Raw genomic sequence first — 14,759 nt, forward strand, 5'->3', positions numbered from 1 at the left:
CGGTGGAGGCCGATAACCCCGGCCGGGCGGCGCGGGGGGATGGCCCTGGTTCGGCGGCGGGGCCGGGTGGCCCTGCGGGGGTGCGGGCGGGTACGGCTGAGCGGCGCCCTGCGGGTGTGCGGGCGGATAGGGGGTGGCGGTGCCCGGGGGAGGGGCGGGCGGGTACGGATGAGCGGCGCTCGGCGGAGGGGCGGGCGGGTACGGATGACCGGAGGCGCTCTGCGCGGGAGACCAGGCCCCATGGCCCCCCTCGGGCGCGGCGTCCGGCGCCGGCATGTGACGGGTGAACCCGTCGCTGGCCCCGTCCGGCGGCACCGGACGCGGGTATCCCTGAGGCGGTGGTGGCGGTGGAGGATATTGCCCGTTGGCTGTCACGCTGTCTCCCCGTAGGCCTTGGCGTCCGATATGGCCGATAGGCCCGGACGTTTGCCAAATTTGGGGCGTAAGCATACTGATTTATCACCCGTCACGGATGTGACCGCATTCGACTACGTTCCGAAATCACCCGAGGTGATCTCCGCGATGTGCCGGACCAGGCGGGGCACGGTGTCTTAGCTTCAAGCCATGAATCTGCAGCAGCTCCGCTACGTGGTAGCGACGGCGGAGCACCGCACCATGACCGACGCGGCCAGGTCTCTCTACATCGCACAACCGGCGCTTTCCCGTGCGATCAGGGACCTGGAACGAGAGCTCGGGATGACGTTGTTCGCCCGTTCCGGGCGCGGCGTGGTCGTCACGGCGCAGGGGCGCCGGGTGGTCAAGCTGGCCCGGGAGGCGCTCGACGCCGTTCATGAGATCGAGGCTCTGTCGACCCATGGCCATCCGTCCGAGGCGGAGCTCCGCATCGCCTCGACACCCAGCCTCGAGCCGGGACTGGCCGGTCGCATCCTCCCCGCCTACACCGCCGAACATCCGGGGGTGCGTGTGCACATCGTCCGCTGTGACGGACGGGACGGCGTGGTGAGCGCCATCAGGAGCCAGAGGGCCGATCTCGGCCTGACGGACCTGCCCGTCCCCACCGACCTCATCAGCCATCCGCTGGAGCGTCAGGAGATCGTGCTGATCTCCCCGCCCGGCCTCGACCTGCCCGATCCGGTGCCGATGAGCAGGCTCAACGGCATGCGGCTGGTGCTGCCGACCCCCGGCAGCGCCCGGCGCAGGGAGTTCGACTCGCTGTTCGCCAAGTACGGCGTCGCCCCCGTGGCGGCACTGGAGGCCGAAGAGCGCGGAAACTGGCTGGGGCCGGTCCGCGCGGGCACGGCCTCCCTGTTGTGGTACCGCGGGATGGCCGAGCAGGCCGCCCGGGCCGGCCTGGTGGTCCGGCCGCTCGATCCCTCGGTGCGCCGGGTGATCGCCATCGTCCACGCGAGGCGGCGTCTGCCCGCCATCGCGCAGGAGTTCCTGACCGTGGCCGAGGGTGGGTCGGCCGCGTAGTCAAGCACGTCTTCCAGCGAAACCCAGAGGCGGCGCAGGTGGGAGCGCCGGCCTCTCCGACACCGGGCGATAGGCTCGGTCTCGATGACTATCTTGCGCCTTCGCGGCCGTGAGTTCCGGCCGGGCGAGTTCGCGATCATGGCGGTGGTCAACCGCACTCCCGACTCCTTCTTCGACAGGGGGAGAACCTACGGCTTCGACGCCGCCCTGGAGGCGGTGGACGGGGCGGTCGGCGCCGGTGCGGACATCGTCGACATCGGCGGCGTCAAGGCCGGTCCCGGTGACGAGGTGGATCCGGCAGAGGAGATCCGCAGGGTGGCCGATCTGGTCGCCGCGGTCCGCGAGCGCCATCCCCGTCTGATCATCAGCGTCGACACCTGGCGGGCCGAGGTCGGCGAGGTCGTGGCCGCCGCGGGCGCCGACCTGCTCAACGACACCTGGGGAGGGGTCGATCCCGATCTCGCCGGGGTCGCCGCCGCGCACGGCATCGGCCTGGTCTGCGCGCACGCCGGCCGCGTCGCCCCCCGCACCCGCCCGCACCGCATCGCCTACGCCGACGTGACGGCCGACGTCATCGCCTACACCACCGAGCTGGCCGAGCGGGCGGTGGCCGCCGGCGTCCCCCGCGAGTCGATCCTCATCGACCCGGCGCACGACTTCGGCAAGAACACCTACCATTCACTGGAGGTCAGCCGCCGTCTCGACGAGATGGTGGCCACCGGCTGGCCGGTGCTGGTCGCGGTCTCCAACAAGGACTTCGTGGGGGAGACGCTGGGCGGACTTCCCGTGGAGGAGCGCCGCGCGGGTACCATGGCCACCCTCGCCGTCTCCGCCTGGCAGGGCGCCCGTGTCTTCCGCGTCCACGACGCGGCCTCGGCCCGCGCGGCCCTGGCTGTGATCACCCGCCTGCGCGGTCACGGGCTCGCACAGGAAAGGACGACCGTTGCCTGACGCCAGGAACGACCCGGTCGTGGTGATCGGGCTCGGCCGGTTCGGCAGCTCGCTGGCCGCGGAGCTGGTGCGCCGGGGCACCGAGGTGCTGGCGATCGACAGCCGCCCCAAGGTGGTGCAGAGCATGGCGGGCAAGCTCACCCACGTCGTCGCCGCCGACTCCACCGACCTGGAGGCGCTGCGCCAGCTCGGCGTGCCGGACTTCTACCGGGCCGTGGTGGCCATCGGCACCGACATCGAGGCCAGCATCCTGACCACCTCCCTGCTGGTGGAGCTGGAGATCGAGGACGTCTGGGCCAAGGCGATCAGCCGCGAGCACGGCCGGATCCTGGACCGGGTCGGCGCCCACCACGTGATCCTGCCCGAGCACGACATGGGCGAGCGGGTGGCGCACCTGCTCAACGGGCGGATGCTCGACTACATGGAGGTCGACGCCAACTACGCGCTGGTCAAGACCCGTCCGCCCCGCGACTACATCGGCGTCCCGCTCGGGGAGACCAACGTGCGCCGCAAGTACGGCGTGACGGTGGTCTGCGTCAAGGGCCAGGACGAGGAGTTCACCTACGCGGGTGCGGACACCGTCCTCGGCTACGGCGATGTGATCATCATCGCGGGGAAGATCAAGGACGTGGAGCGCTTCGCCGAGCTCCCCTGACCCGCGCCGCGCCCCGTGATCGGCCCGCCCGGATCCCGTGGTCGGCCCGCCCGGATCCCGCGGTCGGCCCGCCCGGATCCCGCGGTCGGCCGTCCGGGGCGTGTGATCGCCGGAGGCCGTGCGGTACGGCGCCGCCCCGGGAAAGGACCGGGCCACCCGTGGGGGGAACGGGTGGCCCGATCGTGAGGCGGGAGTGAAGCGCCTCACCTGTTTTCCGAAGGTCCTTGTCTGCTGCGGCGGTCCTTTCCCGAGGGGTCTCCCGCGCCTACCCGGCGGTGATCCTGACGTCGTCGATCCCGGCCTCGACCAGGCTGGCGCCGGAGGCGTCGGCGGCCTCCACCAGGATGCGGACGGTCTGCCCGGCGTGGGCGGAGACGTCGAAGCTTGCGGTGGCGTAGGCGGCGGCGCGGTTGGCGGCCGCTCCGGGCTGGTTCAGCACGGTCGTGGTGGTCGAGCCGACCACGTGGACCCGGATGTAGTCGGAGCTGCTGGCGTTGCTGAGGTGACCGAGGTACCAGGAGAACGACAGGGTCAGCGTGCCGCTCGCGGGAAGCGCGATGGCCGGTGACCGGGCGCTCGTCACGCCGCCGTCGATGTCGTTCTCGCCCGCGCTCGCTCCGGCCGCGGCCCCGCTGACCAGGGCGTTGCTACCGCTGGGCGTCGTGCCCGGCTGCGTGACCGTGCCGCCGCTGCTCGTCTGCCCGGGGTCGCCGCGCTGGAGGCGGCCGGTGGTCGCGGTGTCGGAGCCGCCCGGGTTGATCGTCCAGCCGCGCTCGGCCTCGAAGTCGTCGGAGTAGACCACGACCGGGTCGGGACCGCCGCCGCCGGCGCCGGTGAACAGCAGCCGGTTGGGGGATCCGGTGCCCGGGTTGCCCACCACGCCGGTGGTCGCCGCGTTGACCATCGTGTCGCGGACCTGCGCCGGGGTGGCGGTCGGGGCGGCGCTCAGCAGCAACGCCGCGGCCCCCGCGACGTGCGGGGAGGCCATCGAGGTGCCGCTGATGGTGTTGGAGGCCGTGTCGCTCGTGTGCCAGGCCGAGGTGATGGACGAGCCGGGCGCGAACAGGTCCAGGCAGGTGCCGTAGTTGGAGAAGGAGGAGCGGGCGTCGCTGCTGGTGGTGGCGCCCACGGTGATCGCCTCGGCGACCCGGGCGGGGGAGCGGTTGCAGGCGTTGGTGCTCTCGTTGCCCGCGGCCAGCGCGTAGACGACGCCGGAGTTGATGGAGTTGCGCACGGAGGTGTCCAGCGCGGTGCTCGCGCTGCCGCCCAGGCTCATGTTGGCCACGGCGGGCTCGACCGCGTTGGCCGTCACCCAGTCCACGCCCGCGATGATGATCGAGGTGGAGGTGGTGCTGCCGCAGCCGAACACCCGGACGCCGACGAGCGAGACGCCCTTGGCGATGCCGTACTGGGTGCCGCCGACCGTGCCCGAGACGTGGGTGCCGTGGCCGTTGCAGTCGGCCACGTCGTTGTCGTTGTCGTAGAGGTCGCGCCCGCTGGACGCGCGCCCCCGGATGTCGGCGTGGTTGATCCGGATGCCGGTGTCGATGATGTAGGCGCGCACGCCCGAGCCGTTGTTCGGCGGGGTGTAGGCGCCGTCCAGCGGCAGGTTGCGCTGGTCGACCCGGTCCAGGCCCCACGACGCCACGGCCTGCCGGGTCGCGGCGAGGTCCTGCTCCACCAGGGTGAACTCCTGGTCCTGCTCGACGTAGGCCACATCGGAACGGGCCGCGACGGCCCTGGCCTGGGCCTCGGTGGCCTTCATCGCGAAGCCGTTGAGCGCGCTCTGGTAGACGGCGCTCACCGAGGCGCCCTGGGCGGCGGCGGCCTCACGCGCTCTGCGGTCCCGGCCGAAGCGGGTGACCTGGTCCTTGAAGACCACGATGTAGCTGCCCGTGATCGCGGTGGGACTTCCGGCGGCGGTGATCGCGGCCGGTGGGGACTCCTCGGAGGACGGCGGGGCCGGATCGGCCGAGGAGGGCGAGGCCGTCCCGAGGACGAGGGCCAGTGCGGCGGCGGTGAGTCCGGTTAATCGGATGGTGGAGGTGGTGCTCATGGCGGTCCTCCTGGTGGGGGGTGAACCCGGCGCCCTCGTGGGGCTGCGCGGGCGGAGGGCGAGCGCCCCCATCGTGAACCGCCATCATGTTTACTGCAATATTCTTACTGGCGTAAATTGATTTGTTACATACTCTCCTCCGGACAGAACCGCCGGTGCCCTAGCTGTAGATCACCGACAGGAAGCGGATGAGGACCGCCTCCCGCTTGTCGGCGGGCAGGGCGTCGAGCACCGCGTTGACGACGGCCATCTCCGGCTGCCCCGAGCCGCCCAGGTCCACCCCGACGGCAGCCGCCAGCTCGCCGAAGGCCGCGTCGTCCAGCGCCTCCAGGTCCAGCCCGGCCACCAGCTCCACCAGTCCCCCGGGCAGCTCCACGGGCCCCCGCTCCCGCGCCGCCGCGGCCGACTCGGCGATCACCTCCAGCATCGCGTCCACACCCCGCAGGGTCACCCCCGTGACGGTGATGTGGATGTTGGCCGGGATGCCCGCGTAGGACAGCTGCGGCTGCAGGAACCAGCCGCGCCTCCTGGCCTCGTCGGACAGCACGAACACGTCGGCCTCGTCGGAGGTGAAGGCGACCAGCGACGACTCGGGATCGCCGAGCACCCGCAGGCCGGGGATCCGGGCCAGGCCCTCGCGCAGGCGGCGGGTCGCGGCCAGGGTGGTACGGCCCAGCTCCAGATAGCCCTCCCGGCCCAGGGACTGCAGGGTGGCCCAGGCGCCGCCGAGCGGCCCGGCGGACTTCGAGCTCTGCACGGTGGCGTTGATGACGGTGTAGCCGGGCCAGGACGCCGAGGCGAAGTAGGCCCTGCGGCGCATCGCCGGGTCGGCGAACAGCACGACCGAGGCGCCCTTGGGGGAGTAGCCGAACTTGTGCAGGTCGCACGAGAGCGAGGTGACCCCGGGCACCGACAGGTCGAAGGGCGGGATCTCGGCCCCGGCCTCGCGCAGCCAGGGCAGCAGCCAGCCGCCCACGCACGCGTCCACGTGGCACGGCACGCCGCGCGCGGCGGCGATCCCCGCGATCCGCCCGACCGGGTCGATCACGCCCTGCGGGTAGGAGGGCGCCGAGACGACCACCAGCACCGTGTCCCCGGTGATCGCCGCCTCCACCGCCGCGGCGTCCGCCCGGAACGTCACCGGGTCCACCGGCACCGCGTCCACCGCCACTCCCAGATAGTGCGCGGCCTTGTGGAAGGCCGGGTGCGCGGTGACCGGCACGACCATCCGGGGACGGCCCGCGACCCGCCGGAAGTCGCGCGCCGCCTTCACCGCCAGCATGATCGACTCGGTGCCGCCGCTGGTGAAGATCCCGGTGCCGCCGCCGAGCAGCTCCGCGACCGCGCCGACCACCTGCCTCTCCATCTCCACCACGCTCGGGAACGCCGTGGGGTCGAGGGTGTTGACCTCCAGCATCTCGACGTAGGCCCGGGTCGCCGCCTCGTGCACCTCCGGCCGGCCGGTGTCGTACACGTACGCGGTCACCTTCCCGCCCCGCACGGGCAGGTCGCCCTCCCTGAGCCGGGCGATCTCGGCCACCAGCTCGTCGATGTCGCGGCCCTTCTCAGGCAGGCTCATGGAACTCCTTCGGGGTACGGCTCCCGCGGGCCGGTGGAGCCGGTGACGCGGAGCCCGGCGGCGGAGACCGGACCCGGCCAGTCAACCACCCCGGCCGGAAAAGAACGAGCCCTGCTCATAAAAGCGACCCGGCGGAGCCGTACCACCGGATCAGGCGGATCAGGACAGCGGGAGCCGCGCCGCCGGGCCAGGGCGACAGGGCCCGTACCGCCGGACCGGGTCGGACCGGAGGCGGGCCGGGCCGGGTCAGGACAGCGGGAGCCGTACCACCGCGCGCAGGCCGGGGCGGGCGTCCTCCAGATGGACCGCGCCGCCGTGGGCGTTGACCGTCTCGCGGACGATCGCCAGGCCCAGCCCGGCCCCGCCCTCGTCACGGCTGCGCGCGCTGTCCAGCCGGGTGAACCGGTCGAAGACCCGCTCCCGGTCCTCCTCGGGGATGCCGGGCCCGTCGTCGGTCACGGTCAGCACCGCGTCCGCGCCCTCGGCCCGCAGTTCCACCGCCACCGGAGCGACGGTGTGCCGCAGCGCGTTGTCGACCAGGTTGACCAGGACGCGGCCCAGGTCCAGCGCGTCCCCGGAGACCACGACCGGCGCTCCCGGTTCGAACGTGACGGCCGGGCCGTACCGTTCCAGGGTCTGGGCGACCAGCTCGTCCAGCTCGACCGGCTCCCTGCGCGCGAGCGCGCCCCCGCGCTCGTCCAGCCGGGCCAGGGCCAGCAGGTCCTCGGCCAGCCGGGTCAGGCGGGTGGTGTCCTCCAGCACGCCCTCGGCGGTCTCCCGCCAGTCGTCCTGGCCGCCCGGATGGCCGAGCGCCACCTCCAGCTGGAGCCGGATGCTGGCCAGCGGGCTGCGCAGCTCGTGGGCGGCGTCCGACACCAGCGCGCGCTGGCGGGCGTCGGCCCGCTCCAGCCGGTCCAGCATGGCGTTGAGCGTGGTGGCCAGGTGGTGCACCTCGTCGCGCGACTCGGGGACCGGCAGGCGGCGGGAGCGGGCGGTACCGGTGATCACCTCGGCGCCCCGGCGCAGTTCGGTGATGGGCCGCAGGGTCCGGCCGATGATCACCCAGCTGGCCCCGGCCAGCAGCACGAGCAGCAGCGGCGTGCCGATGACCAGCACGTGACCGGCGGTGCTGATGCTCGTCTCGACCTCGCTGAAGGGCCGGGCCGCGATCACCGTCTGCCCCCGGTCGGCGCTGAGCACGCGCACGCGCAGCAGGTGCGGGATCCCGTACGGCGCGCCGTCCAGGAAGCGCGCCCGCCGCTGCGAGATCGCCGCCGAGCGATCCGCCGCGTTCAGCAGCGGGACCAGCCGGTCGGTTCCGGCGGTGGCGTGGGTGATGCGCCCGGCCGAGTCGATCACCTGGATCAGGGTGCCGTCAGGCGAGGTCAGCTCGTCGGGCAGCTGCCCGGAGTCGGCCTGCGAGACGGTCCCCCGGGCCCGCTGGTAGATCGACTCGTCGATCGTGGCGATCAGCGTCCTGCCCAGCACCCCGACCATCACGTAGGCCGACAGGCCCAGCGCCACCGCCAGCACCGCCGAGGCGACCGCGACCAGCCGGAAGCGCAGGCTCTTGCGCCGCCACCACCCGGCCGTACGGCGGGCGCCCGCGGTGACCGGCTCAGCCGCCATCGCCGGCCAGCCGGTACCCGGCGCCCCGGACGGTCTGCAGCGCGTTGCGGGCGAACGGCACGTCGATCTTGCGGCGCAGGTAGCCGACGTAGACCTCGACCACGTTGGGATCGGTGTCGAAGGTGTCCCAGACGTGCTCCAGGATCTCGGCCTTGGACACCACCTCGTCGTGGCGCCTGAGCAGGTACTCCAGCAGGGCGAACTCCCTGGGCGTCAGCTCCACCGGGGTCTCGCCCCTGCTCACCTTCCGCCGGGCCGGGTCCAGGGACAGGTCCCCGGCCCGCAGCACGGCGGGCCGGCGGCTCGCGCCGCGCCGCAGCAGCGCCCGGAGCCTGGCCACCAGCACCACGTAGGAGAACGGCTTGGTGAGGTAGTCGTCGGCGCCCAGGTCGAGCCCGTCGGCCATGTCGTACTCGCCGTCCTTGGCCGACAGCATCAGGACCGGCACCCAGTTCTCCTCGGCGCGCAGCTGCTTGCAGACGTTGTAGCCCGACAGCCTGGGCAACATGATGTCCAGCACGACCACGTCGTAGTCGCCGTGCCTGGCCAGGTGCAGGCCCTCCTCGCCGTCGTGCGCGAGATCGACCGCGAACCCCTCGGCCTGCAACCCGCGCTGCAGCGCCGCGGCCATCCGCCGCTCGTCCTCCACGACGAGAACCCGCATCGTGCGCCCCCTCTTCTCCGGTCGTCACCATATCTTCGGGCAGCGCGGCTGAGACCCGGCTGAGAAGCCTGTGAGCACTCTCAGCCTGTCTCAGCGTCGGCACAGGACCTCTCACGCAGGCTGCGAGAAGAAGGGATGCACGCAATACCGTTAAGGAGTGACATGTCAGAGGGAACACCACAACCGACCCGGCAGCCGACGCGGAGAGGCCGCGCCGTGAGGTGGGGTGTGCCGATCGCCGTGACCGCGCTGGTCGCCGGGGCCATCGGGGCCGGTCCCGTCATCGCGGCGGTCCAGGGCGGCCCGGCGCTGCCCGAGCGCACCGCCGAGCAGCTGCTCGCCGACGCGCTGCGGGCCGCCGAGACGGGTCCCCGGCCCATGTCGGGCACGCTGCTGCAGACCGCCTCCTTCGGCCTGCCGGGGTTGCCGCAGACCGCCGCGCCCGGTGGGAGCACCTCCCCGGCGGCCCTGCTGGCGGGCTCCCACGAGCTGAAGGTCTGGTACGGCGGTGAGAACAAGATCCGCCTGGCCCTGGCCGGCCGGATGAGCGAGACCGACCTGATCGTCAGCGGTGACCAGGCGTGGCTGTGGGAGAGCGCCGGTAACACGGCCACCCGGATCAAGGGCGACCTCACGCCGGACAAGCACGCCACCGAGGCGCCGAAGGCGCTGCCCACGGCGACCACGCCGCAGCAGCTGGCCCAGGAGGTGCTGGAGCGGGTCGAGGACGGCACCGCCATCGGCGTGACCGCCAACGAGAAGGTCGCCGGACGGGACGCCTACCAGCTCACCCTCGCTCCCAAGGACGCCTCGTCCCTGGTCAAGGAGGTCAAGGTGGCGCTCGACGGGGAGACCTTCGTCCCGTTGCGGGTCCAGGTCTACGCCAAGAGCGCGGCGGAGCCGGCCTTCGAGGTCGGTTTCACCTCGGTCGCCTTCACCCCGCCCGCTCCGGAGAACTTCACCTTCACCCCGCCGCCCGGAGCCACGGTTAAGGAGCAGTCGCTCAACGAGCTCGGGCGCGAGATGGGGGCCGACCCGCAGGAGCGGCGTGAGAAGGGCGAGGAGCTGAAGGGAGACGTCAAGACCGTCGGCGAGGGCTGGACCACGGTCGCGGTGGTGCCCTTCTCCGTCGAGGACCTCACGGCGAAGCCCGCCGAGGGCGACGGGGCGGAGTCCGAGACCGCCGCCGCGACGGCCGAGGCCCTGCTGAAGTCCGCCACCCCGATCAGCGGGCCGTGGGGGAGCGGCAAGGTGATCCAGACCAAGCTGGTGTCGGCTCTGCTGACCGATGACGGGCGCCTGCTCGTCGGCGCGGTCACCCCCGAGAAGCTGGCCGAGGCGGCCGGACGGAAGTGAGCGAGATGCCGGGAGACAACACCCGGCTCCTGGCAGGGAGCCGCGAGGGCCGCGACGCCGGCCCTCGCGGCGCCGCGGGGCTCGCCGAGAGCCCCGCCTCCCCGGCCCGGGAGCGGACGACCGAAGGAGCCCTCGAGGCGACCGCCCGGGAGCGGGCGACTGAAGGAACTCCCGAGGCGACCGCCCGGGAGCGGACGGCTGAAGGAGCGCCCGAAGTGACCGTCCTGGAGCGGGCGAGCGGACGAGGACCCGAGGTGACCGTCCTGGAGCGGGCCGGCGGAGGAGGGCCCGGGACGACCGCCGCGCAGGGGCAGGCGATCGTCACCCGGGGGCTGACCAAGCGCTTCCGCGGCGGCCAGGTGGCCGTGGACGGCCTCGACCTGGCGGTGCCCCGCGGCTCGGTCTTCGGCTTCCTCGGCCCGAACGGCTCGGGGAAGACCACGACCATCCGCATGCTGCTCGGCCTCGTCACGCCGACGGAGGGCACCTGGGAGATGCTCGGCAGGCCGATGCCGGGTGCGATCCCCGCCGTGCTGCCCCGGGTGGGGGCGCTGGTCGAGGGGCCGGCGTTCTATCCCTACCTGTCGGGCGAGGCCAACCTGCGGCGCTACGACGCCGCCGACCCGGCCGCCGACCCGCGCACCGCCTCCCGGCGGATCGGGCTCGCGCTGGAACGGGTCGGGCTGACCGCCGCGGCGCGCAAGCGCTACCGCGCCTACTCGCTGGGAATGCGCCAGCGCCTGGCCATCGCCGCCGCGCTGCTGGGCCCCAGGGAGCTGCTGGTCCTCGACGAACCGACCAACGGCCTGGACCCGCAGGGCACCCGCGAGGTCCGGGCGCTGGTCAAGGAGATCGCCGCCGACGGGACGACGGTGTTCGTCTCCTCGCACCTGCTGGCGGAGGTGGAGCAGATGTGCACCCACGTCGGCGTCATGCGGACCGGGCGGCTGGTCGCCCAGGGACCCATCGACGAGTTCCGCCGGCTGAGCGCGGGGGAGACGGTCATGATCCGGGTGGAGACCCCGGACACCGCCGTGGCGGCCGCCGTACTGACCGGACTCGGGCTGGCCGGGGTCCGGACCGGTGACGGGGAGACCGTCGCTGAACTGGGGGCGCTGGCCCCCGAGACGGTCACCGCCGAGCTGGTGACCGCAGGAGTGGCCGTACGCGGGCTGGCCGTGCAGCGGCCGAGCCTGGAGGACGTGTTCGTGCGCCTGACCGGGGAGGGCTTCGATGTCGACGGTTGAGAGAGTACGGCCCGCCGCGGAGCACGCCCCCACGGAGGACTCCGCCTCCGGCACGGCGCCGGAGCCCGCGTCTGTCTCCGGGACGGCGCCGGAATCCGCTCCCGCCTCCACGGGCTCGTCCGGGACGGCACCGGGGCCCGTCCCCACCTCCCCTGACGCCTCCGGGACGGCGCCCGGGGCGGTGCGGTCCTGGCTGCGGCTGTTCGGCTCGGAGGCCGGGCTGACCTTCCGCCGGCCGCGCAACATCGCCATGCTGGCCGTGCTCGCGGCCATCCCGGTGGTGATCGGCGTCGTGATGCGCCTGTTCGCCGAGCCGATCTCCGCCGAGGCCCAGGCCGAGGGCGGCGGGGGGATCTTCACGCAGATCACCGGGAACGGGCTGTTCCTGACCTTCGCCGCGCTGTCCGTGCTGGTGCAGCTGCTGCTGCCGGTCGCCGTCGCGGTGGTGGCCGGCGACGCGGTCGCGGGCGAGGCGGGCGGCGGGACCCTGCGCTACCTGCTCACGGCCCCGGCCGGCCGGACCCGCCTGCTGGCCGCCAAGTACGGCAACGCGGTCGTCTTCGGCCTGGCGGCCGTCAGCCTCATCGCCGTGTCGGCCCTGGTGACCGGGCTGGTGCTGTTCCCGGCCGGACCGATCACCCTGCTGTCGGGGACGACGATCCCCTTCGCCGAAGGGCTGCTCAGGATCGGCCTGGTGGTCCTGTACGTCGCCGCCGGGATGGCCGCGCTGGCCGCCGTCGCGCTGGCGCTGTCCACGCTGACGGAGGTGGCGATCGGCGCCATCGCCGCGACCGTGGTGACGGTCATCGTCGTGCAGGTCATCGGTGTGATCCCGCAGCTGTCCTGGCTCCAGCCGTACCTGCTGACGCACTGGTGGAACGGATTCGACGGGGTCCTGCGCGACCCGATCGCCACCGCGGAGATGGGCCGGGGCCTGCTGGTCTTCGCCGCCTACACGGCGATCTTCGGCTCGGTCGCCTGGGCCCGCTTCACCGGCAAGGACATCACCTCCTGACCTCCTGACCTCCTGAGATCCGGGCGGCCGGAGGCGGTTCCCACCGCCCCCGGCCGCCCGGTTTCCGCGGAGGCCGGCCGATCAGGAGGCCGTACGGCTCCCGCCGGGTGAACCGGTCAGGAGGTCGTACGGCTCTCGCGAGGATGTGCCGGTCAGGAGGTCGTACGGCTCCCACGACGCAGGCCGACCACGCCGATCACGGTCCCGACGAGCCCGACGAGCAGGCCGCCGATGCCGAGCAGGCGGGCGGTGCCGTCGGCGGGCGCCTCGTGCACGACGGCGACCGGCGACACCGACGGCGCCGCGTCGGCCGCGGCGGGGGCCGGTGAGGCGGACGAACCGCCGTGGCCGTGGCCGTCGCCCTCCGCGGAGGCGGGGGTGAGCTTCAGGACCGGGGCCGGGCGCTCGGGCTCGGAGCCGTCGGCGGCGGGCTCCTGGTCCCACTTCACGACCTCGCCGCCGCTGTAGGTCTGGGTCGCCGGGAAGACCAGCCGGTCGGTGTCCTCGGGCAGCATGCCCATCGACACCTCGAACTCCTGGAACTGGCCGGGCCCGATCTCCCCGCCCGACCAGGTGATCTTCGTGACCGCCTCGGTCATCTCGCCGTACTCCGTGGCGACGGGCTTGTCGAGCTTGCCCTCGGTGACCTCGACCTTCCAGCCGGGCACCGGCTTGACCGAGACGAACGCCAGCGGGTGGTCGGTGGGGAAGGCGACCTCGACCTTGTTCGTCGAGGCGTCGTCACGCTCGTTGGGCACCCGGAAGGCGACCTTGGTGAAGCCGCCCTGCTCGGCGCTGCCGGGGTTGACGGTGACGTGTGCCAGGGCGGGGAGGGCCAGACCGAGGGTGAGCGCGGCGGCGCCGGCGGCGACGGCCGCCGTACGACGGCACGCCGAAGAGAACGCTGAAGAAAGGGGCACGGAAATCTCCACTTGATGGCTGAGACGGGAAAAGGCGAGGTCAGGCGGCGGGAAGCGGAGGACCGCGCCGGCTGACGGTGTGCCGGAGAAGGACGGGGACACGGACGGGCCCGGCTGCGGACGGGGCCGTGGGCGCCGGGGCGGCCGGACGCGCGGGGACCGCCAGGAGGCGGAAGGCCGCGGCCAGGCGGTGCCCGGCCGATCCCAGGTGGCGGCCGGCCGCGTGCAGCAGGGACCACAGGGCGGTTTCGCCGCGGGCCAGCCACCAGCCGGTGATCACCGTGGCGGTGAGGTGGGCCAGGAGCATGCCCAGGTCCTCGCCCAGCCCGCGCTCGTGGGGATGCAGGGCGAGAGAGATCCCAGCGGGGTCGCCGAAGGCGAACAGCTCGTGCAGGAGCAGCTGGGCGGTGCCGAGCACGACGCCGACCGCGGTGGCGGACCGCTCGCGCCCGGCGAGCGCGGCCGCCGCGGTCATGGTCGCCGACACACCGGCGGCCACGGCCCACGCCTCGGGGCCCGAACCGCCCGCGGCCACGTGGCCGAGGACGGCGAGCGTCACACAGACGGCCGAGAAGGCGGCCGCCCGCAGGAGGCGTAAGGGGAGACGGGCGCGCATGACGGCAGACATGCTCTCACGGCCTGCCGCCGGTCCTCGATCCGGTTGACCAAAGGTGCGCGATGCCTCACACTTTGCCACTTTTGTGGCTAGGGTTGCCGCGACCGTGAAAGCACATGGAGCCGAGGTGATGGCGATGCGGCACGTCGTCGGGCTGCTCATCGGATTGCTGATGACGGCGGTCCTTCTTCTCGGCGGGGGATGGGCCGCGGCGACGGCTCTGACGCGGCCCGCGCCCACCCCGGGCGGGACGCCCCTTCCCCCGGGCGACACGAAGCTCTGGATCGCCCTGGGCGTCATGGCCGGGATCGGGCTGCTGCTCGGCCTGATCATCGCCGGCCGGGTCTCCCCGCTGGCCGGGTTCGTCCCGTCGATGGTCCTGCTGGCCTGGACCGTGATCTACATCCTCGACGCCGGGCGCGCACTGAGCCTGCTGCCCGAGGTGCCCATCTTCCACGAGTCCCTCGCCCAGGCGCCCGCGGGCATGGGCGCCCTGCTCAGCAGCGGGATCTACGCCATGCTCGGCGTCGCACTCTTCGTGCCCGTCCTGATCCCCTCCCGCTGGAGCGGGCCTGCCCGGCGGGAGTCCGAGGAGTACGAGGAGAGCGCCGGAGACCCGGCCTACTTCTGAGCGCCC

13 protein-coding genes are annotated in these 14,759 nt (G+C 73.1%); 7 read left to right on the top strand and 6 right to left on the bottom strand.

What is annotated here, in order from left to right:
* Window positions 1-564 precede the first annotated feature (564 nt).
* From Psi01_RS34115 to Psi01_RS34125, 3 genes are all read left to right on the top strand, one after another.
* Window positions 565-1,434 (top strand): LysR family transcriptional regulator, encoded by an 870-nt coding sequence (locus tag Psi01_RS34115; RefSeq protein WP_203877907.1) that lies wholly within the window; start codon window positions 565-567, stop codon window positions 1,432-1,434.
* An 84-nt stretch (window positions 1,435-1,518) separates the two neighbouring features.
* Complete coding sequence (gene folP / locus Psi01_RS34120) at window positions 1,519-2,385, top strand: dihydropteroate synthase (protein WP_204068276.1); 867 nt, start codon at window positions 1,519-1,521, stop codon at window positions 2,383-2,385.
* Window positions 2,378-3,040 carry a potassium channel family protein gene (locus tag Psi01_RS34125; RefSeq protein WP_204068277.1) on the top strand — a complete coding sequence of 221 codons (663 nt, stop codon included), beginning with the start codon at window positions 2,378-2,380 and terminating at the stop codon, window positions 3,038-3,040. The genes folP and Psi01_RS34125 overlap by 8 nt, the downstream gene beginning before the upstream one ends.
* A 265-nt stretch (window positions 3,041-3,305) precedes the next feature.
* On the opposite strand, the gene Psi01_RS34130 is transcribed toward Psi01_RS34125, so the two are convergent.
* From Psi01_RS34130 to Psi01_RS34145, 4 genes are all read right to left on the bottom strand, one after another.
* Window positions 3,306-5,096 carry a S8 family peptidase gene (locus Psi01_RS34130; protein WP_204068278.1) on the bottom strand — a complete coding sequence of 597 codons (1,791 nt, stop codon included), beginning with the start codon at window positions 5,094-5,096 and terminating at the stop codon, window positions 3,306-3,308.
* Between the two features lie 160 nt (window positions 5,097-5,256).
* A complete protein-coding gene (locus tag Psi01_RS34135) occupies window positions 5,257-6,675 on the bottom strand; it encodes a pyridoxal phosphate-dependent decarboxylase family protein (protein WP_204068279.1) in 1,419 nt (472 codons plus the stop codon).
* Between the two features lie 246 nt (window positions 6,676-6,921).
* Window positions 6,922-8,304 (bottom strand): sensor histidine kinase, encoded by a 1,383-nt coding sequence (locus Psi01_RS34140; protein ID WP_204068280.1) that lies wholly within the window; start codon window positions 8,302-8,304, stop codon window positions 6,922-6,924.
* Complete coding sequence (locus Psi01_RS34145; RefSeq protein WP_204068281.1) at window positions 8,294-8,968, bottom strand: response regulator transcription factor; 675 nt, start codon at window positions 8,966-8,968, stop codon at window positions 8,294-8,296. Before Psi01_RS34145 ends, Psi01_RS34140 begins: the two co-directional genes overlap by 11 nt.
* A 228-nt stretch (window positions 8,969-9,196) precedes the next feature.
* Between Psi01_RS34145 and Psi01_RS34150 the strand changes: the two genes are divergently transcribed.
* The 3 genes from Psi01_RS34150 to Psi01_RS34160 are packed head-to-tail and all read left to right on the top strand — an operon-like array spanning window position 9,197 to window position 12,586.
* Window positions 9,197-10,324 carry a LolA family protein gene (locus Psi01_RS34150; RefSeq protein ID WP_239128236.1) on the top strand — a complete coding sequence of 376 codons (1,128 nt, stop codon included), beginning with the start codon at window positions 9,197-9,199 and terminating at the stop codon, window positions 10,322-10,324.
* Window positions 10,325-10,329: 5 nt separating this feature from the next.
* Window positions 10,330-11,571, top strand: coding sequence for an ABC transporter ATP-binding protein (locus Psi01_RS34155; protein WP_239128240.1), 1,242 nt, complete (start codon window positions 10,330-10,332; stop codon window positions 11,569-11,571).
* A complete protein-coding gene (locus Psi01_RS34160; RefSeq protein ID WP_204068283.1) occupies window positions 11,558-12,586 on the top strand; it encodes a DUF2705 family protein in 1,029 nt (342 codons plus the stop codon). The genes Psi01_RS34155 and Psi01_RS34160 overlap by 14 nt, the downstream gene beginning before the upstream one ends.
* A 152-nt stretch (window positions 12,587-12,738) precedes the next feature.
* On the opposite strand, the gene Psi01_RS34165 is transcribed toward Psi01_RS34160, so the two are convergent.
* Both Psi01_RS34165 and Psi01_RS34170 read right to left on the bottom strand, forming a co-directional pair.
* The gene (locus tag Psi01_RS34165) at window positions 12,739-13,506 is read right to left on the bottom strand and encodes a YcnI family copper-binding membrane protein (RefSeq protein ID WP_239128237.1); all 768 of its coding nucleotides are present in this window, start codon (window positions 13,504-13,506) and stop codon (window positions 12,739-12,741) included.
* A 40-nt stretch (window positions 13,507-13,546) separates the two neighbouring features.
* Window positions 13,547-14,122 carry an MFS transporter gene (locus Psi01_RS34170; protein ID WP_239128241.1) on the bottom strand — a complete coding sequence of 192 codons (576 nt, stop codon included), beginning with the start codon at window positions 14,120-14,122 and terminating at the stop codon, window positions 13,547-13,549.
* A 106-nt stretch (window positions 14,123-14,228) separates the two neighbouring features.
* Between Psi01_RS34170 and Psi01_RS43720 the strand changes: the two genes are divergently transcribed.
* The gene (locus Psi01_RS43720) at window positions 14,229-14,753 is read left to right on the top strand and encodes a hypothetical protein (protein ID WP_239128238.1); all 525 of its coding nucleotides are present in this window, start codon (window positions 14,229-14,231) and stop codon (window positions 14,751-14,753) included.
* The last annotated feature ends 6 nt before the right edge of the window (window positions 14,754-14,759 follow it).

Source organism: Paraplanobispora siamensis (assembly GCF_016863175.1).
Lineage (GTDB): Bacteria > Actinomycetota > Actinomycetes > Streptosporangiales > Streptosporangiaceae > Planobispora > Planobispora siamensis.

What these genes read in the sequence shown, in the direction of transcription:
- folP (WP_204068276.1), top strand. Translation starts at nt 1,519, where the DNA reads ATGACTATCTTGCGCCTTCGCGGCCGTGAGTTCCGGCCGGGCGAGTTC.
- Psi01_RS34115 (WP_203877907.1), top strand. Translation starts at nt 565, where the DNA reads ATGAATCTGCAGCAGCTCCGCTACGTGGTAGCGACGGCGGAGCACCGC.
- Psi01_RS34170 (WP_239128241.1), bottom strand. Translation starts at nt 14,122, where the DNA reads ATGCGCGCCCGTCTCCCCTTACGCCTCCTGCGGGCGGCCGCCTTCTCG.
- Psi01_RS34160 (WP_204068283.1), top strand. Translation starts at nt 11,558, where the DNA reads ATGTCGACGGTTGAGAGAGTACGGCCCGCCGCGGAGCACGCCCCCACG.
- Psi01_RS34130 (WP_204068278.1), bottom strand. Translation starts at nt 5,096, where the DNA reads ATGAGCACCACCTCCACCATCCGATTAACCGGACTCACCGCCGCCGCA.
- Psi01_RS34140 (WP_204068280.1), bottom strand. Translation starts at nt 8,304, where the DNA reads ATGGCGGCTGAGCCGGTCACCGCGGGCGCCCGCCGTACGGCCGGGTGG.
- Psi01_RS34135 (WP_204068279.1), bottom strand. Translation starts at nt 6,675, where the DNA reads ATGAGCCTGCCTGAGAAGGGCCGCGACATCGACGAGCTGGTGGCCGAG.
- Psi01_RS34145 (WP_204068281.1), bottom strand. Translation starts at nt 8,968, where the DNA reads ATGCGGGTTCTCGTCGTGGAGGACGAGCGGCGGATGGCCGCGGCGCTG.
- Psi01_RS34155 (WP_239128240.1), top strand. Translation starts at nt 10,330, where the DNA reads ATGCCGGGAGACAACACCCGGCTCCTGGCAGGGAGCCGCGAGGGCCGC.